General features: G+C 39.5%; 22 protein-coding genes. 9 read left to right on the top strand and 13 right to left on the bottom strand.

All coding sequences use genetic code 11. The annotated features are described in order from the left end of the window. Positions 1-5: 5 nt before the first annotated feature. The 3 genes from PL9214_RS07690 to PL9214_RS07675 form a co-directional block, all read right to left on the bottom strand. Positions 6-767 (bottom strand): fimbrial biogenesis chaperone, encoded by a 762-nt coding sequence (locus tag PL9214_RS07690; protein WP_072718187.1) that lies wholly within the window; start codon positions 765-767, stop codon positions 6-8. A 96-nt stretch (positions 768-863) separates the two neighbouring features. Continuing rightward, positions 864-1,388 carry a spore coat protein U domain-containing protein gene (locus PL9214_RS07685; protein ID WP_186440304.1) on the bottom strand — a complete coding sequence of 175 codons (525 nt, stop codon included), beginning with the start codon at positions 1,386-1,388 and terminating at the stop codon, positions 864-866. Between the two features lie 2,318 nt (positions 1,389-3,706). Further along, the gene (locus PL9214_RS07675) at positions 3,707-4,084 is read right to left on the bottom strand and encodes a hypothetical protein (RefSeq protein ID WP_139294994.1); all 378 of its coding nucleotides are present in this window, start codon (positions 4,082-4,084) and stop codon (positions 3,707-3,709) included. Between the two features lie 573 nt (positions 4,085-4,657). Here PL9214_RS07675 and PL9214_RS07670 point away from each other — a divergent pair. Together PL9214_RS07670 and PL9214_RS07665 are read left to right on the top strand one after the other, a co-directional pair. Further along, entirely contained in the window at positions 4,658-5,878 is a 1,221-nt protein-coding gene (locus PL9214_RS07670) for a DNA double-strand break repair nuclease NurA (RefSeq protein WP_072718183.1), read from the top strand. 33 nt (positions 5,879-5,911) lie between these two features. Beyond that, positions 5,912-6,136, top strand: coding sequence for a hypothetical protein (locus tag PL9214_RS07665; RefSeq protein WP_072718182.1), 225 nt, complete (start codon positions 5,912-5,914; stop codon positions 6,134-6,136). A gap of 37 nt (positions 6,137-6,173) precedes the next feature. Here PL9214_RS07665 and PL9214_RS07660 read toward each other — a convergent pair whose 3' ends face one another. After that, the gene (locus tag PL9214_RS07660; RefSeq protein WP_072718181.1) at positions 6,174-7,067 is read right to left on the bottom strand and encodes a prephenate/arogenate dehydrogenase; all 894 of its coding nucleotides are present in this window, start codon (positions 7,065-7,067) and stop codon (positions 6,174-6,176) included. A gap of 267 nt (positions 7,068-7,334) precedes the next feature. Between PL9214_RS07660 and PL9214_RS07655 the strand changes: the two genes are divergently transcribed. From PL9214_RS07655 to PL9214_RS07645, 3 genes are all read left to right on the top strand, one after another. Next, positions 7,335-8,873, top strand: a complete 1,539-nt coding sequence (locus PL9214_RS07655) for a pentapeptide repeat-containing protein (RefSeq protein WP_072718180.1) — start codon at positions 7,335-7,337, stop codon at positions 8,871-8,873. Between the two features lie 72 nt (positions 8,874-8,945). Continuing rightward, positions 8,946-10,502 carry a pentapeptide repeat-containing protein gene (locus tag PL9214_RS07650; protein ID WP_072718179.1) on the top strand — a complete coding sequence of 519 codons (1,557 nt, stop codon included), beginning with the start codon at positions 8,946-8,948 and terminating at the stop codon, positions 10,500-10,502. A gap of 50 nt (positions 10,503-10,552) precedes the next feature. After that, complete coding sequence (locus tag PL9214_RS07645) at positions 10,553-12,088, top strand: ATP-dependent DNA helicase (RefSeq protein ID WP_072718178.1); 1,536 nt, start codon at positions 10,553-10,555, stop codon at positions 12,086-12,088. 9 nt (positions 12,089-12,097) lie between these two features. Here PL9214_RS07645 and PL9214_RS07640 read toward each other — a convergent pair whose 3' ends face one another. The 3 genes from PL9214_RS07640 to PL9214_RS07630 all read right to left on the bottom strand — a co-directional run bounded on the left by PL9214_RS07640 (position 12,098) and on the right by PL9214_RS07630 (position 14,611). Then, a complete protein-coding gene (locus PL9214_RS07640) occupies positions 12,098-12,772 on the bottom strand; it encodes a Uma2 family endonuclease (RefSeq protein ID WP_072718177.1) in 675 nt (224 codons plus the stop codon). 228 nt (positions 12,773-13,000) lie between these two features. Beyond that, the gene (psbA, locus tag PL9214_RS07635) at positions 13,001-14,083 is read right to left on the bottom strand and encodes a photosystem II q(b) protein (protein ID WP_072717645.1); all 1,083 of its coding nucleotides are present in this window, start codon (positions 14,081-14,083) and stop codon (positions 13,001-13,003) included. A 186-nt stretch (positions 14,084-14,269) separates the two neighbouring features. Further along, positions 14,270-14,611, bottom strand: a complete 342-nt coding sequence (locus PL9214_RS07630) for a histidine triad nucleotide-binding protein (protein WP_072718176.1) — start codon at positions 14,609-14,611, stop codon at positions 14,270-14,272. A gap of 106 nt (positions 14,612-14,717) precedes the next feature. Between PL9214_RS07630 and PL9214_RS07625 the strand changes: the two genes are divergently transcribed. After that, on the top strand, positions 14,718-16,247 hold the full coding sequence (locus tag PL9214_RS07625) for a YifB family Mg chelatase-like AAA ATPase (protein ID WP_072718175.1): 1,530 nt from the start codon (positions 14,718-14,720) through the stop codon (positions 16,245-16,247). Positions 16,248-16,284: 37 nt separating this feature from the next. On the opposite strand, the gene PL9214_RS07620 is transcribed toward PL9214_RS07625, so the two are convergent. The 5 genes from PL9214_RS07620 to PL9214_RS07600 form a co-directional block, all read right to left on the bottom strand. Beyond that, the gene (locus PL9214_RS07620) at positions 16,285-16,650 is read right to left on the bottom strand and encodes a hypothetical protein (protein ID WP_072718174.1); all 366 of its coding nucleotides are present in this window, start codon (positions 16,648-16,650) and stop codon (positions 16,285-16,287) included. A 303-nt stretch (positions 16,651-16,953) separates the two neighbouring features. Next, complete coding sequence (locus PL9214_RS32220; RefSeq protein ID WP_245824195.1) at positions 16,954-17,691, bottom strand: hypothetical protein; 738 nt, start codon at positions 17,689-17,691, stop codon at positions 16,954-16,956. Between the two features lie 27 nt (positions 17,692-17,718). Continuing rightward, positions 17,719-18,165 (bottom strand): Tse2 family ADP-ribosyltransferase toxin, encoded by a 447-nt coding sequence (locus PL9214_RS07610; protein ID WP_072718173.1) that lies wholly within the window; start codon positions 18,163-18,165, stop codon positions 17,719-17,721. An 11-nt stretch (positions 18,166-18,176) separates the two neighbouring features. Further along, positions 18,177-18,701, bottom strand: coding sequence for a hypothetical protein (locus tag PL9214_RS07605; protein ID WP_072718172.1), 525 nt, complete (start codon positions 18,699-18,701; stop codon positions 18,177-18,179). A 1-nt stretch (position 18,702) separates the two neighbouring features. Then, entirely contained in the window at positions 18,703-18,900 is a 198-nt protein-coding gene (locus tag PL9214_RS07600; RefSeq protein ID WP_072718171.1) for a hypothetical protein, read from the bottom strand. Positions 18,901-19,141: 241 nt separating this feature from the next. Here PL9214_RS07600 and PL9214_RS07595 point away from each other — a divergent pair, with 241 nt between their 5' ends. The 3 genes from PL9214_RS07595 to PL9214_RS07585 all read left to right on the top strand — a co-directional run bounded on the left by PL9214_RS07595 (position 19,142) and on the right by PL9214_RS07585 (position 19,909). Further along, a complete protein-coding gene (locus PL9214_RS07595; RefSeq protein WP_139294993.1) occupies positions 19,142-19,357 on the top strand; it encodes a hypothetical protein in 216 nt (71 codons plus the stop codon). Next, entirely contained in the window at positions 19,354-19,554 is a 201-nt protein-coding gene (locus PL9214_RS07590; protein ID WP_222425208.1) for a PIN domain-containing protein, read from the top strand. Before PL9214_RS07595 ends, PL9214_RS07590 begins: the two co-directional genes overlap by 4 nt. A gap of 130 nt (positions 19,555-19,684) precedes the next feature. Next, a complete protein-coding gene (locus tag PL9214_RS07585) occupies positions 19,685-19,909 on the top strand; it encodes a type II toxin-antitoxin system VapC family toxin (RefSeq protein ID WP_245824194.1) in 225 nt (74 codons plus the stop codon). A 102-nt stretch (positions 19,910-20,011) separates the two neighbouring features. Here PL9214_RS07585 and PL9214_RS07580 read toward each other — a convergent pair whose 3' ends face one another. After that, positions 20,012-20,866 (bottom strand): GIY-YIG nuclease family protein, encoded by an 855-nt coding sequence (locus PL9214_RS07580; protein ID WP_072718169.1) that lies wholly within the window; start codon positions 20,864-20,866, stop codon positions 20,012-20,014. Positions 20,867-20,869: the final 3 nt, after the last annotated feature.

Here is a 20,869-nt window from a genome sequence, read left to right as displayed (position 1 = left end):
GAGTGTCAATCCACATCTTTAAATGTAAATGTTCCTGTGACTTCACCGATGGGCAATTGTTGGGGCCAAGGCATAGAAAACCGTCGTTGATTTCCCGCTAAAATCACTCCATTATTTACTCCTTCTAATTGTTCTGGTTTTAAGGTTAATTGACTGCCTTGACTGGTTAAGTTTAAATTTAATTCTGATAAGACAGCACGCCGCGTTCCTTGATTCTCAAAGGTAATCACTAACCGATCATTTCCATCAGTTCCTTTTTCGTGAGTGATGCCATTCAGGACAACTTTTGATTGGGCATTTTTAGGACGAATATACACTGATCCTATATAACGAAACATGACTTTAATAGCGCCTGATGTTGTTTCGGCTTGTGACTCTTCTGGCTGTTTGAGATTAATCGGTAATTGTTCGGCAATAATACGATAAGCTAGTTCTTTTTCTGGGTTGGGATTACCTAACCATGTCACCCGTACTGATTGTACTCCTTGGGGTGGTAATACGATTTGGGATGGATAAACTAAAAAATCATCATCAGCACTTTCGGTGGTTTCTTGACCTTCTAAGCTGATTTTTCGCTCGGCCATTGACAGTTCAACGGCGATTTGTTCGGCAGTATCATTAATAACTTCATAAGATTGGGTAGCCCCTGCTCCTGCTGGTTCAAATACCCTAGAAATTGGTTCTAATTTAAAAGCTAATGCGGGGGAAATCCCACTTAATATGATCAAGAAAATAAAACTCAAAAAATGTCGAAGTGAACGTTTCATAATTTAATGATGAGCAAATACAGTTGGAATAAAGTATGATTGATTATATCTAAAGTCAAACCATTTGGGGAAGTAATGCTGATGAACAGATCTTGATTAATTATCGGATACTGTCAAGGTGATCACATCAGAATAGTTACCTTGGTTGGGTATAGTTGCTTGATTGAACCGAATATATAAATCTACTGTCTTTACACCCTCGGCGTTAAAGCCTGTCGTTTGAGGGGAACTGAAATTATTAATATTATCAAAATTATTGGGTTGAGTCAGGTGATCAGTGACTGTAATTAGATATGGAATAGAGCTATTGCCATTAGCTGATGATAAAGCACCACTATTCGTTGAACTTGCATTTATTGTGACACCCGGAGAATTAGGATTATTGGTTATAATTTGAAGTTCAGCAACTTTAATAACCTGTTGACCGAGATTACCTAAAGGCAAGTTATTACTAACAGGCATGGTTGTTGGTGAGGAAATCTGAACCACTGAGGGAACAGTACCACTAATATTAATAGTTGTCGTGTCTGTACCCGCAAAGGCTGCTAATTGAGAACTAAAAAAGGTCGCCAGAGGACTGAGAATTAAACCGCTCAAAATCAAAAAACGATATGAAAACATGATCAATGCTGCAAAATATTGCATTTATATATATAGCAATCCTATTTGATTTACCGTAGGGGCAATTCATGAATTGCCCCTACGGTCAGGGTTTGAGTCATAGAGGTTATTACAACCGATTTAGACTTGCTATAGCTCCGTATTTATACGGAAGAAAAAATCCGCAAAAATCTCTCTTGTCAAATAAAGTTTTACCAGTTATAATCATGGCAATGTGTCCTACATTTAAAACACTGTTAAGTTATTAAACTATCTCGCAACGATGTATTTCCTGTTCCCTGTTCATGCTTTGCATCAGTAGGTAGGCAGGAAAAAACGAAAGTAAGTACGTGGTCATAATTAAAGTTCAAATGATAAACGCTGTAAGTCCTTCAGAATAAGGGGTTTGGCTTTTTGTTAGTTGACGTTATTTATGNGTAGGTCTGTTGTTGATAAACAATTAAAGCCTGTTGATAACAAGCGATGGCTGCTTTTAAATTCTCTTGGGTATTTTCTATTGCTGCTAGTCTTAAATAGGCAGTCCCCAGATTATTATTAGTCATTGCCCAATCTTGGGGGTAGGTCTGTTGTTGATAAACTATTAAAGCCTGTTGATAACAAGCGATGGCTGCTTTTAAATTCTCTTGGGTATTTTCTATTGCTGCTAGGTCTGAATAGGCAGTCCCCAGATTATTATTAGTCGTTGCCCATTGTTGGGGGTAGGTCTGTTGTTGACGAACAATTAAAGCCTGGTGATAACAAGCGATGGCTGCTTTTAAATTCTCTTGGGTATTTTCTATTGCTGCTAGGTCTGAATAGGCACTCCCCAGATTATTATTAGTCATTGCCCAATCTTGGGGGTAGGTCTGTTGTTGATAAACAATTAAAGCCAGTTGATAACAAGCGATGGCTGCTTTTAAATTCTCCTCGGTATTTTCTATTGCTGCTAGTCTTAAATAGGCACTCCCCAGATTATTATTTATCGTTGCCCATCGTTGGGGGTATGTCTGTTGTTGATAAACTATTAAAGCCTTGTGATAGCAAGCGATAGCTGCTTTTAAATTCTCTTGGGTATTTTCTATTGCTGCTAGGTCTGAATAGGCAGTCCCCAGATTATTATTAGTCGTTGCCCATTGTTGGGGGTAGGTCTGTTGTTGATAAACTATTAAAGCCTTGTGATAGCAAGCGATAGCTGCTTTTAAATTCTCTTGGGTATTTTCTATTGCTGCTAGGTCTGAATAGGCAGTCCCCAGATTATTATTAGTCGTTGCCCATTGTTGGGGGTAGGTCTGTTGTTGACGAACAATTAAAGCCTGGTGATAACAAGCGATGGCTGCTTTTAAATTCTCTTGGGTATTTTCTATTGCTGCTAGGTCAGAATAGGCAGTCCCCAGATTATTATTTGTCATTGCCCATTGTTGGGGGTAGGTCTGTTGTTGACGAACAATTAAAGCCAGTTGATAACAAGCGATGGCTGCTTTTAAATTCTCTTGGGTATTTTCTATTGCTGCTAGTCTTAAATAGGCATTCCCCAGATTATTATTAGTTTGCGCCCCTAATTCAGATTCTTCCTGACGATAACCCAAGACAAACTCATATCCCGCAGTGGCAATTTTTTGAATATATCTAGGGTTTCCCAGAGGAAATTCGTTAATTCTAATACTGATATTTTCGACTAATGCTAATATTGTTTCTATTGCTTCTGGCTGTTCTTCAATATATCCCGCAGCGACAACTTTTAAGACTTCCGCAAATTGTGGGTTGAGGAGATGACGGTTATCGGCAAGCAGGGTATTTAATTGTTCAATATTATCTTCATCTTCTGCTTGCAATAATCTTAGAATTAAGGTATAATAATCTTGAGGAGAATATTGATTAAATTGCTCATTGTCAGGGGATGGAGAGGATAACAGCATCATTAATTGTTCTGCGAAGTTTAACAACCATTGGGCGGTTTGTTCCTGTCCGTTTTCCGTTAGGGTTTCTGCTACCCTCTTCATCGTTAAGCATAACCCCATATCCACTAATTCAGCATGGTCTTGGAGAATTGTTTCCTCCTCTCCGTTGGGACAATCAATTAATAGCTGAATTAAATCACGGTAAGCGGCGAGGCGTTCTTCGTTCATGGGATGCTCCTCTGGGTTAATAATATTGTAGTGTGTGTTAGGGGAATTAGAAACCGGGTTTCTAGTCAAATCTGGAATAGGAAATCAAGTTTTGTGGAAGAAACCCGGTTTCTGTTGGCGTTAGGTTAAGTTTTGAGAGGGAATTAGAAACCGGGTTTCTAGTCAGATCTGGAATGAGAAATCAAATTTTGTGAAAGAAACCCGGTTTCTGAGTTAGGGTTGATGTTTCACCACCTGAAAAGATTGATAAAAAACTTGCCAATTTTGTTGTTGCTGTAACTGTTGCCATAATTGATTTAAGATATCATCCTCTAAAATAGGAAATTGTTGTTTAGGGTTGCGAGTTAACCCGTCAATTTCAATCGGTTTTTCTGAAACAATTCCTAAATATTCCTCAACGCCTTCTCCATCAAATTTAATAAAGCGATTTTTTTGAGTTGCTATTGAACCCATTTGTGGTAATAAAATCGGAGGTTGATCAATTTTATTATCGGGTGCAAAAGCTAAAGAGGGACAAACCAAAAACCGAGTATTTAATCCTCTATTTAACAATAATAAATAAGACTGGGGATAATTTAGGTTTAACTCCATTCTCAAAGGGAGATCACAAGGAATAGTCGGGGTCGAGTTTACGGGTTCTTCCCAATACATTCCTCGGACTGTTGGTGCAAATTTAATCCAGTCGAGTTGCGGGGTTTCCTGCTGTTTAAACTGTTGCCAAAGTTGATTAAATTGCCATCGAGGAAATTTTTTATCGTGTAACCAATGATAAACTTGTTGCCAAATTCCTTTGTGTCCAGGTTCAGCATGAGTTAACGCCTCAATATTAACATTATCCTGAATTAACTCCTGTTCATAAGAGGAAATGTATTGTCCTTGGGTCAGAGATACACAGAAACCCGACCACTACTACTGCTTACGGTGTAAAAGGGAAAGATGGGTTAATCGGTCTATATCCGATGAGGGGGAAGGCTTTGTGTGGATTATTTTATTTGTAGTTGGAATAGGAATTGCGATCGCCCTCCAATAATATTCTATCCGTTTATCTGTTAAACTGGTATTAATAAACCCCCTCGTTGTTGCGGAATATAGCCCAATAGTTGAGACTGAAACCCAACAACGGGGGAAGCTTAAACTTAATACCGGAATTACCAATAAAACATAATGTTAGATCTAACCAAATTGTCCCAACAAATGCAAGGGATGAGTCAACATATTAATCGCGAAGCAGAAGCGTCTCGAAAACGAATTGAAATTGCTTTAAATTTGATGGAACAAGCGAAATTAAATTCCGATAATTTAATGCAAAAACATGAAGAATTTAAACAGAGGATTATCTTTAAACCCGCGACTCCCTTAGAACCTTTAAATCATTATCCCTATATTGTTGAACCTCCTTTAGCTCATACGGTATTCGCAACGGATGGTTCTCAAATTGCTCCCAGTGCCCATGAAATTGCCTATTGTTATTTAATTAATGTGGGACGGGTAATTTTACATTATGGTCAAAGTCGCCACCCGATTTTAGATAGTGTTCCTGAAATTTATTATCGTCCTGAAGATTTATATTTATCCCGTCAATGGGGAATTAAAACGGAAGAATGGATGGGCTATCGTCGGTCTGTTTCCGAAGCAATCATTTTAGCAGAATCAGGACAGCAATTATTAGAAATATCTCCCAATCAACAGTTAAATATTCCTACTTTAGCGTTAGTGGATGGTTCCTTAGTTTATTGGTTTTTAGAACAATTACCTTCAGAAGCACGAGATTTAATTTTACAACCGATTTTACAATCTTGGGAACAGTTAAGATTAGCCAATATTCCATTAATGGGTTATGTGAGTGCCTCTCGAAGTAGTGAAAGTTTATCTTTTTTACGATTACAAGCTTGTACCTTTGAAGAACCTAATTGTTTAAAATATTGTCCAGGTACGGGGGGAATGAGTGCAACGGGAACGGAGAAAAAAGCACCTTGTCAAGTGTGTGATCCCTTGCGCGATACAGTATTATGGGAATCCCAATTAAAACCCGGTCAACGCAGTCCGTTTTGGCGGTCTAATTCCTCAATTTTGGATTTATATGACCATCATCAAATCTATTTTTGTTATGTCAATGTCGGGATGGAAATTGCTCGTTTGGAAGTTCCGGCTTGGGTGGTTGAAAATTCCGAACAATTAGAGTTAGCATTAGGAATGGTAATCGCCCAGGTTCAAAAGGGATATGGGTATCCAGTGGTGTTAGCTGAAGCCCATAATCAAGCGGTTGTTAAAGGAGGCGATCGCAGCCGATTTTTTGCAATGTTAGAACAGCAAATGATTAAAGCTGGATTAAGAAATGTGGGAATTTCCTATAAGGAAGCGAGGAAACGGGGTAGTATTGCTTAAGAATTACGAATTAGGAATTACGAATTACGAATTATGACCATTGAATTAATTATTTTATTGGCTTCATTGTTAGTGGCTTGGTTGGTTTTTACTTGGGCGGTTCAGGTTTTAAAAGCGAGTATTAGTACGGCTGTTGCGATCGCGGCTATTGTATTAATATTACAGCTTGTGTTTGGAATTGGCCCCCAGGAGTTATTCGATTATTTGATGCAGTTACCGCAAACGTTATGGAATTTGATTGTTAATCATCATTCTTGAGAGGGAAATTAGAAAGCCCTGAAGGGCTTACTACGGGTTAGAGATTAAATTTTAGACGATCAGAATGATTTTGATGTAATTGTTTTTCTAAGGTTTGCCAGTCTTCTTGTTCAATATAAGTGGTAATTTTATCTAAGGTTTGACGATAGGATTGTAGAGAACGTAATAAAGCATCCCGATTATATTTTGCCATCATTAATCCCAGTTCAGGATTCCCCCCACCAACGCGGCTGGTATCTCGAAATCCCGAACTAGCAAAATAATGAGCTAACAAGGCGACATCGGGGTTATCTTCCTGTCTTAAGGAAGCGATTAAACTACCACTAACGATGACAGGGAGATGGGAAATCCACGCCACAGCCCGATCATGTTCTTCCGGTTGACAATGATAAATTTTAGCTTGCAATAAATCCACAATTGATTCTACAATTTTAATAGATTCGAGGGGTGTGTTAGCGGTCGGTGTGATCACATAAGGTTTGTTGACAAATAGATGGTGTTGAGCCGCATTAATTCCGGTTTGCGTGTTCCCTGCCATCGGATGTCCGCCCACAAAATTAGGCCATAACGCTGAACAATTTTCGACAATCGGTTTTTTAACAGAACCTACATCCGTTAAAATGGTGTGAGGTTGTAAATAGGGAATTAATTTTGCCACTGTCGGAGCAATAGCAGCAATGGGTGTACAAATAAAAATGATGTCAGCTTGACTCATTAAGGACAAATCAACACTGGCTTCATCAACAACTCCTCGTTTAACGGCAATATCACAAATTTTTTGTTCGAGACTAATTCCCAAAATCCGATAGGATGGAGAGGGAGAAGCAGAAGGATTATTCGAGATTTGTGCTTGGGTTTGTTGCCGATGGGTATATAACTCTAAACCAAGAGATCCTCCAATTAAACCCAATCCGACAATACCAATATTCATCAATCAATACTCCATTTAATTATTACAAAAAAATTGTTCTAAACCGATCCATTAAAATTTACCCTAAAACCGCATTTTCAAAAAAAGTTAAAGGTTCTTTAATTGATCCTTAAAAGCCTCGCTATTGAGTTAAATATAAAAAGGATTATATCAGGTTTGAACTAACATTTATCAAGTCGTTTTCACCCTTTCATGGGTAGATATATTCTACCGTATTTTGTTATAATTTTATAAAATCTACCTAACAAAGCTGGAGAGTTAGAAGGCATGGATGCCGATGAACTTCTGCTCAAATATGAATCAGGCACAAGAGACTTTAGGGCGATTCTGCTTTGTGAAGCCAATCTCAGTCGAGCTAATCTTAGCCAAGCCAACTTGAGCCAAGCCATTTTGAGTATTACTAATCTCAGTGGCGCCAATCTATCAGAAGTGAATCTGAACCAGGCAAAACTGAATGTTGCCCGTCTCAGTGGTGCTAATTTAAATCGCGCCACCTTGGATGATGCCATTCTCAATGTTGCCAACCTGATTCGGGCTGATCTTCGAGAAGCATCCCTGATTAATGCCTCTCTGATTCGGGCTGAACTGATGCGTTCTGATCTTAGCTACGCTGTATTGATGGGAGCAAATCTCAGTGAAGCCGATTTGCGAGAAGCCACTCTGCGACAAGCCAACCTCGAACAAGTCAATTTGAATGGCGCCAATTTAACCGATGCGGTTTTCATTGGTTGTAATTTAGAACGGGCAAGTTTACATCGAGCTTGTGCGACTAAAGCAGATTTCAGAGGTGTTAATTTAAGCAATGGTGAATTGAGACAAATTAACCTCTATAAAGCTAATTTAAGTGGGGCTGATCTCCGAGGGGCAAATCTACGCTGGGCTGATCTCAATGGTGCTAATTTAAGTGGGGCAAATTTAGAGCAAGCTCGGTTAAGTGGGGCAAGTTTATGTGGAGCGAATTTAACAGGGGCAAACCTGATGAATGCGGTTTTAATTCATGCCGATTTAACCCAAGCCAATTTAATTAATGCTGATTGTACGGGTGCTGATTTCACGGGTTCTTCCTTAACGGGATCTAAACTTTATGGAGTCTCTCGTTTTGACTTAAAAGCAGAGGAAATTACCTGTGATTGGATTGATTTAAGTCCCCTCGGAGATAGTAGCCATATTCAAACCTTTAGCCCTAAAGAAGCGAATAAATTTTTTAATGCTACCTTTCCCACGGTTGAAATTAGCGTTGATACCCGATTAGGATTTGAAGACCATACAATTTTAGCTAAAATTTATCATTATCTTCAACAACAATCCTCATTATTCAATCAACCTCCGACCCTGGAAGTTAACTCACGACGAACGGTGATTTCATTCAAAATTGAATCGAATGAACAACTGTTAAGCGTGGCTTATGTGGCTATTTTGCCGTTTCAGGATGCGGATGCAACCCAAAAGGCAATTGAAGCCGCAATTAAACAGTTAACTCCAGAAACCTGTAGCCAACTTCCTGTACAGTTATCCAATCGGATTGTACAATTGGGGGTGGAAATGGCTCAACAAATTCGCCTTTTAAGCGATATTAGATTAGATCCCAAAATTGAATTCTCAACGCCTTTCTTTCTCTATCCCACACGCACCCTTCTCAAAAGTTCTAGCCATCAACATTTAATCTTGCATAGTCATTCTTATTTTGGCAGAAGTTTAGTCAGAGATTCTGGCTCTTCGGAAAGTTCAGAATCTCTGAACAATCCCTATTTAAACCCCAAGCCTCTTGATGTAGAAACCCTTTTAAATTTTATCAAAGGATTTTAACTCCCTTTTATCTTTGTTGAATTAACAACAGTGAATCACCATTTATGAAATCAGGGTTAGAGGATCATCATTATGATTGAAAGTGAATTAGTCAAAGTCTACCAAATTGTTAAACAATACCAGGAGGGAGAGCGAGATTTTAGTGGGGTTAACCTAAATGAAACTAATTTAAGCCGAATCAAACTCAGTCAAGCAAATTTAAGCCAAGCTTCTTTTATGGTTGCTAATTTAACCGCCGCTAATTTAAGTGGTTGTAACCTTATAGGAGCTAATCTCAATGTAGCTCGACTCAGTAATGCTAATTTAAGTAAAGCCATTTTAGATCGAGCGACGTTGAATGTTACTAATTTAGTTCGGGCCGATTTAAGTGAAGCTTCTCTGATTGAAAGTTTATTAATTCGAGGGGAATTAATTCAAGCGTTACTTAGCCAAGCTAAATTAATTCAAGCTAACTTAAATGGGGCTGATTTAAGAGAAGCCAAGGTTGAACAAGCAGATTTTACCCATGCGAATTTAAGTGGGGCGAATTTACGCGCTATTTTTGGGGTTGGAACTTGCTTTAGGAGAGCAGATTTAAGAGGAGCAAATTTAACCAAAGCCGACTTACCCAAAGCTGATTTTAGTTATGCGGAAATGCGACAAGCGAACCTCACCCATGTTAATTTAAGTGGGGCTGATTTAAGTGGGGCGAATTTACGGTGGGCCGATTTACGCGGTGCAAATTTAGCGGGTGCAAATTTAAGTGAAGCCAACTTGAGTGGGGCGAATTTAAGTGGAGCAAATTTAAGTAATACTAATTTAGTCAAAGCTAGTTTTGTGCACGCGGATTTAACCCAAGCTAATTTAATTCAATCTGACTGGGTAGGCGCGGATTTATCAGGAGCTACCTTAACCGGAGCCAAGCTTTATGAAGTCCATCGATTTAGTTTAAAAGCAGAAGATCTCAAATGTGACTGGATTGATTTAAGTCCCAATGGTGATCATAGTCATGTTGTCCAGTTTAATCCTGAAACCCTGAGAAAGTTTTTTCATCAAAGCCTTCCCACCGTTCAAATTTTCATTGATGCCCCTTTAGATTTTGAATCTAATTTAAGTTTAATGATGATTTATCATAAATTATCTCAAGTCTATCCTGTTATGAATCGTCCCCCTAGTGTTGATGTGGATTATCGACGCACCACCTTAACCTTTTCCGTGGAACGGGAAGAACATTTATTTCCCATCGCTTGTATGATCATTTTTCCCTTTGCTGATGCCTCCTCAACTCAAAAAAATATTATTAATTTAATGAGAAGAATTAAAGAAGAAAATTTAGGAAAAAACCGAAAAGTCCAGATTTTAACCGCCATGAATCAAGTCATTATTAAAGCCAATGATTTTAAAGCCTTAGTCCGAGAAACTCAGAAAAATTATCCGTCTCCTTTCTTTAAAGCCGCAACCCAAACTTTACTAAAAAATAGCAGCCAACATAGTTTAATTGTTCATAGTCATATTAATTTTGGAAAACGCTTTGATGAATTATCCACTCGTCAAATGGATGCGGATTTAACCCTCAATTCCCGTCAAACCACCCTTCCTGATTTTAATCAGGTGATTGATTTTATCGAAAGCTTTGATTATCTGGGGTAATCAAGGATAATTAACACATATTACCATTCTATTTGTGTTTCTGAACGAGTTTGATAGAAGTAGAAGTCCATAACTTATTGCGAAAGTTTCTGAAGTTGCAAACAGAGGTTCCTTGGCCCCATCATCTCACGATGGCTCGTTTGGTGGCCAGAGCCTTGCGATTGGGACGAAATGCCTTAATTCAAACGGGTATACCCCCCAACTATGAACACCACTCCTATCGGTTTAGTTATTGGATACCGTTGTTAGTTTGGCGTCAACCTACGATTGTTGTTGCACCGGATGGGATTTTGGACGAACTGCAAGGGCTGGATTTGTCAGAATGGATTAACTCACAAACCTTAAATCATCCTGATTTAATCCCCAATAAACCCATTGTCAGGGGCGATTCTTGGCCTGATGAGGTCTTTCCAGGGGTATTGTTGACCTCCCCCCAAGCTTGGTTATCTGATCGTTTAAAGACTAAAAACAACTTTCCGCAACAGGTAGTGACGGTGATCGATGGGGTCGATGATTTAGAAACTTGGACACGCCAAACCCTCACCGTGAGTTTGCATCCCCAGGACTGGAATCATCTGATGCAGCAACAACCCCAACAAGCGGAAACCATACGAGATGCACGGGTACACCTAACACGGCTACTCTTCCAACATCCCCGCAACCCCTATCAATGCTATTTATTAGACAGTCCTGAACAGGAGATCCTTGAGACACTCTATCCAGTCCTAGATTGGAGTTTCGATCCCCTGTTGGTACAATGGCAACAATTTTGGCAACGTTGGCAACTTTCAGAACAATTAAAATGGGTGGTTGTCGATCGAACATTAGGAACATTTTCTCTGTTTTGTGGGCCGATAGATGTGGCATCAGAATTAAAAGTTCTTTGGCCCCAACAGCCTGTCGTTTTAATTGGGGGAGCCTTGGATTTAGACAAAGCCGCCCCGATTTACCGTCAATCCGTAGGATTAGGAGAGATTACGAGTGTAAAATTTACCCCAGATCGGCAAAGTCAACTGATTCAACTGTATATTCCATCGGGTTTACCCTTACCGAATACTCCTCAATATCAACAATCTTTGATTAAAGAGATTTATACAATTTTATGTATGAGTTTTTCTGTACCGGGTTTCAGTGTTTTATTAATCGGAGATGTGCCGTTAAAAGCTCAGGTAAGTACGGCAATGGCGGCGGAATTTGGCTCACGGGTACAGCTAGAAACCACTAATTTGTCTGAACATGGCGTTTTAGTCACGGGTTGGGAGTTTTGGCGACAACATCAAGGACGTTTACCTGCTCCTCATTTATTAGCGATCGCAACTTTACCCATTCCGTCTTTAGAAGATCCCTTAGTCGCCGGACAAGTTGCCTACTATAAACAACGACATCTGGATTGGTTTCGCTTCTATTTATTACCAACGGCTTTAAGCGAGTTACAACGAGCCGTCGCCACTGTCCGTGATAGTCAAGGAGTTGTGGCATTATTTGATAGTCGAGTTCTGCATCGTAGTTATGGAGAACAGGTTTTAACCGCCTTAAGTCCTTCCGCCCGAATTAATTATTTAGATACATTGTGGTTAGGGCAATAGCTATTCCCCCTATTCTGGCAGATTCGGATCAACGCCTAAACGTTTTAACCGTTCTTCTAACTCTTTTAACCGAGCTTCTGCTTGTTCTGCCCGTTGTTTTTCTTGTTGTAATCGTTGCCCCAATTCTACAAACGTTAAAAACCGTTCTCCTGTGGGGGTAAAAATTTGTAATTCCTTAGCCATTTCAAACCGAACTCCTAAACGGGGACTGACCCAACCTTGAATTTCATCAATAATTGTTAATTGTCCTTCGATGCGTTGCCATCCAGCAAAATCGACTTTTTCAGGATCATAAAGATAATATTCCTCCACACCATATTGTTGATAAAATTGCAGTTTAGCTGCCATTTCTTTAATTCTATTGCCAGGGGAAAGAATCTCAAAGACTACCTGGGGGGGGATATTATCTTCTTGCCATTGTTGATAAGAACCCCGATAACCTTTGGGTCTTCCAAATACTACCATTGTATCCGGGGCGCGACGAATCATATTATTTCCTTCAACGGGATACCAGAGTAAATCTCCCGCTACAAATACATTAGAATTGTCAGCAAATAACAGGTCTAAATTTTCTTTAATGGTTACAATCCATTGAAATTGCAGCGTATTGTCAGACATGGGTTGTCCATCACTATCGGGATAAACAATGGGGATTTGATTTTGGGGTTGCAGTTGTTGGAGCATAAGCTTGATGTTGAGTTCAAGACTGCTATATTGAACAGGGAACAGGGAACAGGGAACAGGGAACAGTAAGAAGTGAAAGGCTTTCAGGATTAAAAAATGTCCTAACTGTAATGCCTAGTGCAATATTTTAACTCTAACATGAATATCATTGTCCCTGGATTATAAATCGTAAACAACAAAAAACGCCCCCCTTTCGGAGAGCGTTTTTTGTATGATTTCGGTTAAAAATTAACCATTGATAGAAGGAGCAACCAGAGCAACGGGAGCAGATTCACCCGAAGCTAAGTCTAAGGGGAAGTTGTGAGCGTTACGCTCGTGCATCACTTCCATACCCAGGTTAGCGCGGTTTAACACATCAGCCCAAGTATTGATCACGCGACCCGTAGAGTCGATGATGGACTGGTTAAAGTTGAATCCGTTCAGGTTGAAGGCCATTGTGGATACACCTAATGCGGTGAACCAAATGCCGACCACAGGCCAAGCGCCTAAGAAGAAGTGTAAGCTACGGCTGTTGTTGAAGCTGGCATATTGGAAGATTAAACGTCCAAAGTAACCATGGGCTGCAACGATGTTGTAGGTTTCTTCTTCTTGACCGAATTTGTAACCGTAGTTTTGGGATTCGGTTTCGGTGGTTTCACGCACCAGAGAAGAAGTAACCAGAGAACCGTGCATGGCGGAGAATAAGCTTCCACCGAACACCCCGGCAACTCCTAACATATGGAAGGGGTGCATCAGGATGTTATGCTCGGCTTGGAACACTAACATGAAGTTGAAGGTTCCAGAGATACCTAAAGGCATCCCGTCAGAGAATGAACCTTGACCGATGGGATAGATCAGGAATACGGCGGCTGCTGCTGCAACAGGTGCAGAGTAGGCGACGCAGATCCAAGGACGCATCCCTAAACGGTAGGATAATTCCCACTCCCGACCCATGTAGCATAAGATGCCGATGAAGAAGTGGAAAATCACTAACTGGTAAGGGCCACCGTTGTACAGCCATTCATCTAATGAAGCTGCTTCCCAGATGGGATAGAAGTGTAAGCCGATGGCGTTAGAGGAAGGAACAACTGCACCAGAGATGATGTTGTTTCCGTATAACAGTGAACCAGCGACGGGTTCACGGATACCATCGATGTCCACTGGAGGAGCAGCGATGAAGGCGATGATGTAGCAGATGGTGGCGGTTAATAACGTCGGGATCATCAGAACACCGAACCAACCGACATAAATCCGGTTGTTGGTGGATGTGACCCAGTTACAGAACCGATCCCAGATTGAGGCGCTTTCGCGTTGCTGAATCGTGGTTGTCATGTTAGGTATGTATTGCTATGTATTTTTCGAGGTACGTCGGTAGTGTTTTTTCTACCTTGATTAGTAATATGACACAGATGATTGCGTTTTGTAAAGTGGTTTTAAGAAAATTTTTGTAAATTGATAGGATAAGAAAAACTTATGCAAAGCAAGAAGAAGGGGGCGAGGTTTCCTCGCCCAAAGCCTTTAACCAGGAGGCCATTCCATGTAACGACCCCCCAGAATATGAAGATGAAGATGATCAACGGTTTGTCCGCCATCGACACCTGTATTAATGACAACGCGATAACCGTTCTCTAGTCCCGCTTCTTCAGCCACTTGCTTTACCTTTAGAAGTAGATGTCCCATGAGAGCATGGTCTTCAGATGTCGCATCAGCAAGTTTAGGAATGGGTTTTTTAGGAATTACCAGAATGTGAACCGGGGCTTGGGGGGCAATATCCCGAAAGGCGAGGCATAAATCATCCTCATAAACAATATCAGCCGGAATCTCCCGACGAATAATTTTGCTAAAAATCGTATCAGTCATATCTGTATCGGTGCAGTTTATCACTTGCAAGTCTACCGTTAATCGTAGAGCTTACGTCACTTATAGCAGAATATAGAAAAGGAACAAATTATCAAAGTTAAACACCATGTTAGCAAGGGTTTGGAGTGCCTGTATTGTTGGGATTGATGCGGTTAAAGTTGGGGTTGAAGTTGATATTTCCGGGGGACTGCCTAAAATTACAGTGTTGGGGCTTCCCGATGCGGCGGTTCAGGAATCACGAGAACGGGTAAAAGCGACGTTGAAAAATGCCGGGTATGCTTTCCCCATGCGAAATATTGTGATTAATTTAACCCCTGCGGATTTACGCAAAGAAGGGCCGAGTTTTGATCTTCCCATTAGTATTGGAATCTTAGCAGCATCGGAACAAATTAAACCTGATTTATTAGGAGATTTTTTATTTTTAGGTGAGGTCAGTTTAGACGGTAGCTTAAGACCCGTTGCGGGTGTGCTGCCCATTGCAGCGGCGGCGGCAAAAATGGGAATTACAGGGTTAGTGGTTCCTGAAGATAATGTTCAAGAAGCGGCAGTTGTTCAGGGATTATCCGTTTATGGATTTAAAAGTTTATTAGATGTAACTGATTTTTTGAATCATCCCAGTGCTTATCAACCTGTTAAATTAACAGCAACGGATTTATTAGCTCAAAAAACAACAATTGGATTAGATTTAAGTGAAGTTAAAGGACAAGCTCATGCTCGAAGGGCGTTAGAAATTGCAGCAACGGGAGGACATAATTTAATTTTTGTCGGGCCACCCGGAAGCGGAAAAACGATGTTAGCTCGTCGTTTACCGGGGATTTTACCCCCTTTAAGTTTTGAAGAATCTTTAGAAGTAACTCGGATTTATTCGGTGGCTGGATTATTAAAAAATCGGGGAACTTTAGTGAGCGATCGCCCCTTTAGAAGTCCCCATCATTCCGCTTCTGGCCCTTCTTTAGTTGGAGGAGGAACCTATCCGAAACCAGGGGAGATTTCTTTAGCCCATCGCGGCGTGTTGTTTGCTGATGAGCTAACGGAATTTAAACGGGATGTTTTAGAGTTTTTAAGACAACCGTTAGAGGATGGATTTGTAACAGTTTCCCGAACTAAACAATCGGTTATTTTTCCGGCTAAATTTACGTTAGTAGCGAGTACAAATCCTTGCCCCTGTGGTTATTATGGGGATACAATTCAACCTTGTACCTGTTCTCCTCGTCAACGAGAACAATATTGGGCAAAATTATCAGGGCCATTGATGGATCGAATTGATTTGCAAGTCGCGGTTAATCGTTTGAAACCTGAAGAAATTCTACAACAATCTCAAGGGGAAAGTTCTTCTCAGATTCGAGAACGAGTGATTACAGCCCGTGAACGAACTTGTCAACGATTTCAGGAAGAACCCCAATTAAAATCGAATGCAGAAATGCAAAGTCGTCATATTCAAAAATGGTGTCAATTAGATAGTGTTGGACAGAGTTTATTAGAAAATGCAATTAGAAAATTGGGGTTATCTGCAAGGGCGAGCGATCGCATTTTAAAAGTAGCCCGAACTATTGCAGATTTAGCCGGGGAAGAGAATATTAAACCGCCCCATGTTGCTGAGGCGATTCAATATCGAACCATTGATCGAATGCAGTAAGATTCTGACTATTTTAGAACTCAAGAAGTTAGATTAATTAAGGTAGAACCGGGAAGGAGGTTGTGAGGTTTTCTTTGGTTGCGATCGCATCTCGTAATTCTAATTTCAGAATTCCAAATTGATTGCGAAGAAAATCAAGTTCAACGGTTAATTTATCGCGTTTTTCCGTTGCTTCATCTAAGGCTTGAGATGCTGCCAAATACTCAGTATCTTCCTGCATTAACTCAAAGCGTTTTGCTTTCCGTTGAGCTTCGTTTTTTAAGGTGGTATCATAGGCAATTTGACGGTCAATAGAAGCTAGGAAAAAGTTAACACTTTGAGTATGACGACGGATTTCTCGGTTCAGTTCTAAAAGTTCATATTGCCGTTTTGCAATGGCGTGGGGATAATCTTTTAGGTACATAATGAGGAGTTAAAAGTAACTGTTGATTTATTCTTCTATTTTCTCGTTTTCTTCACCTATTTGCTGGGAGGGTTACGCTCTACTAGAGTAGGGGTTTCTGGACTTGACAATTTTAAATTTTGAGTTAGTATATTAAGTAATAGTTTAATGCCATCGGAAGCAAATTAAGAATACATTTTCGGGGTTTCATTTGTTCCGTAATCTTCCATTGGAATGAGAGCAAATCGAATAGTTTATCTGGTGTTAGTTTGGACAGATGAATTAAATTCAACTCACAGCGAGAAGCTCATTCAGCTTATTTTTTCAGTCTGGGGATGCCATTAATAGATTATAGATTTCTCCCTTGTAAGGTTGCCAAATATAACTAGAACTAAACGGTTCAAAACCTGGTAATATTTCCAAACCATGAGTAAGTTCTTTTGCCAAAACTAATCCGGGAAGAGATAAATTGGGCAAATCTTCTATAAGTTCACTATAGGTTCTAAATTCATCAACTTCAACACCCACCAAAGCATAACGAAACAAAGGAGCAGACCAGAGAGTTTGATAGAATAAAATACCTAATTCTGTCATTACATAAGCACTTTCAGGGCTATCTATTCCCAGTTCACTAATATTATTTGGATCAACCCGACTCCACCAATTTGGCTCCATAGGATAACGAAACGAAGGATCAACCCCGATAGGTTTATAGAATAATAAAATACCTGAGTCTGTCCTTACATAAGCAATTTCAGAACTATCTATCCCCACTTCACTAATATTATTGGGATAAACCCCGATAGGTTTATAGAATAATGGAATACCTGAGTCTGTCCTTACATAAGCAATTTCAGAACTATCTATTCCCACTTCACTAATATTATTGGGATAAACCCGACACCACCAATTTTGCTCCATGTCTTGAAAAGTATCTGTGCGACATTGGGATTGGCGACCATTTGAGAGTATCCATTCTCTTCCTTCAAAGTGTTGAGCAAATTGATTGACATTGCTTTGATCAGAGCCACACTCTGCCGATAAACTGAATATCCACGCCATTGTTATAGACTCCTATGATAGATTAAGTTAATCAACTCTTTCCCAATCATTTTGGGTATTTGCTAATGCTGTCTCGTACCTTTCCAGAGACATTGTAACTCTTGGTAAGATGCTAACGTGCGTTGAGCTATCTTGAACAGCCTGCAAATCTCCCCTAATGTTTTTGTCATCTATTTGCCATATAGGGTCTTTTCCAGTTCCACCAAATTTTACAGGTCGGCGAAATGCTGGTAAACTTTCAATTGAAAGAGAAACGGACATTCCCTTTGTATTCCTTACCGCAACAGTAACAATTTCTCCTCGAAATTCACGTTCTGACTCTGCTAATAAATAGCCTTGATCATTCAGATAACCTATGGGCATTTGCTCAATATCTATGTCAATACCAGGTCTAATTCCTAGTAATCTAGCACTGCGACCTATTTTGGGTTTACCATTTTGCTCCGCCATGCCACGATAGTAAAGTTTTGCCATCAGCTAATATTTTAGTAGCTCGATTTACATTCCCAAAAAAGTCCAGGCCCAACCGTCAAAACTTGATCAGTTGGCATAAACAATTCCCAATAAGCCAGACCAGAATCATCTTGCAAATCCGGCTCTAAAATAAGTTTATAGTCACCTTGAAACAATAGAGTCAGACTAATATTATGATCATCAATCTGCAAATCAATCAATTCTTTATTTTCTAGTTGCTGTACAACTTTCTTAACAGCATCTATTTGTGAATCATCTATTTCAGTATCTATATTGACTGGCAACGAAGAGGTTAAGACTTGATCTCCTTGCTTTAAAATCCAAGGTGTTGCCCTTGTGCCAAATTGCCAACTACCTTTGCGTAGATTTGCTAATTTTGGGTGAGTATAAGCAGACATATCACCAAAATCTAGCCGTAATTCATCCCCATAACTAAATATAACCTGATGACAAATTTCTCCGATCATCGGTTTAGTAATCACTGGAATAATTTGCTCGATATCTGGCTTTTGATTAATAGATGTTTGAGTCACCATTTTAAAGATCCTCTAAAAATTCTTGTGCTTTCTGGCGAAGTTCTTCATAAGTAAAATCCCCTCTACGGTTTAAAGTTCCACCATAACCATTTTTCTTTTCTTCCTCAAGGAATAACCCAAAAGCAATCCTTAATTCGCCTCCCATTTTAAACTCTTTAGCGATCGCATCAACCTGCCTCAGATCGCGTTTTCTGCCCATAAATACATATTTTCGATTCAGATAATTATAGCCTAATCTTAGCGTTACTTATCAAAAAACACTACTGACGCTATTCTCATTTTCTACGAAGAGGCGAAACCCCAAGGTTTTAGCCAAACTTTTCAAGGGTTTTCTTACTCGCTTCGACGCTACAATACCATTGGATGGCAAACTAAATACAGAACAAGAATTTCGCTGTCGTTATCCTTCAGATAAAAACAGTTCATTAGGAGAAACTCCAATGGCAACTAACACCTCTTTAGAAGAACGCATTGCAGCAGTAGAAGCAGCAATTTTTGAATTGCAGAAACAACTTGCAAATCCTCAACCGACCAATTGGCTACAACAAATTACAGGGTCTTTCAAAGATGAACCAGCCTTTGAGGAGGTACTGGCATTAGGACGAGCGATTCGCCAAGGTGATGAGTCTGTATTAGAAGCAGAAGACGAGCAATGAAATATTTATTGGATACAGACCATCTGAGCATTCTTCAACGTCAAACTGGAAAGGATTATACCAACCTTTCAACACGCATGGCTCAATATTCACTATCAGATTTTGCCGTGTCAATTGTCACTTTACACGAACAAATGCTTGGCTGTCACGCCTATATTAATCGCGATCGCAGCCTAAATGATATCGTAAAAGGATAAGTAGGTAGGCGGGATTAAACTTGTCCATGTAACAATATGTAAAGGAGGCTTAGATCAGCCATTAGAGAGCGTTAGAACGATTTATAATCGTTTACATAGGGAGTTTTTATAGAGCCTACCTACTTATGAGATGATGGCGCGACTGGTTAATGACTTTAAAGTGTTACCCATCCTACCATTTGATATGGGTGCTGCTACAACATTTGAGCAATTAAAAACACAACAAATTCAACTAGCAAAGATGGATGCAAGAATCGCAGCAATTGCAATGTCCCGTCAATTGATTTTGTTAACTCGCAATCATCGAGATTTCGGGAAAGTGACAGGGTTAGCAATTGAAGATTGGACAATTTGAGGCATCTTTCTTTACCCAGTTGTATAAAGATTTGCAGAATTAATTGTATCAAACCTAATTGATAATTTTATCCAAATCTGGGTAAAGATAATGCTTCTGTAATTAATTCCTCAACTGTGAATTAACCCATAGTAAAGGAACAATATCACTATTATAGGGAAAGAGTCCAGAAAAATCATGATAGATATACTTCATAGTCATTTCAACTAAACCTGTTGTCGTTAAAGCACGAAGGTTAATTCCTGCTAGTTTTTTAATCTCTGTTTTTTCCTTTATTTGTTTATAGAGATCCGTTGGCGTAATGTGAATTAGAACTCCATTACAAGGCACTTCCCAATGATTATTATAAGAACGATTTTGCCTTGCATTGACTTTTTGCGCTCTACTACCAGGACGCAACGCCGCAGCATTGGTAATTTTCCCATACTTCTTCCATTGGAATTTTATACTGGTATTTTTACCTTTATTTTCTTTAATAAAATCTTTAATCTTAGCTGCTGTTCCTTTGGGGGAACAATCTTTCCAATCATATCTTAAATAAACCTGAGCAAGTTGCTCTTTACTTCTTGGCTTTATACCAGCAATAATTAATCTTCGAGAAAAAGCCTTGAGAAAATCTCTTAATATAAATTCTGAAGGAATGATATCAGGTGATTCAACTTCAGTTCCATTTAATAAAGGATGAAGAGTTTTGATAAAATATTTTTCGGCTTCACTCAAATCTTCTAACGTCCAAGGCTGCCAAGCTATTCTGACTTGAGACTCTTTATTAATTTCTTGTAATTGATATTCTCGGTGATGATTTTTCCACCTCGCTGCTAAATTAGTGGCTTGTCCGACATAAAGGAGTCTATTTTCTGCATCAATTGCAAAATAAATAGCGGGACAACTGGGTAAATTTTTACGATCTGATAAATAGACAGAAGGGAGTTTAAAAGGATCAATTAATTCTGCCATTTG

It is taken from the genome of Planktothrix tepida PCC 9214 (assembly GCF_900009145.1).
In the GTDB taxonomy this organism is placed as follows: Bacteria; Cyanobacteriota; Cyanobacteriia; order Cyanobacteriales; family Microcoleaceae; genus Planktothrix; species Planktothrix tepida.
This window is presented reverse-complemented; position numbering and strand designations above follow the sequence as displayed.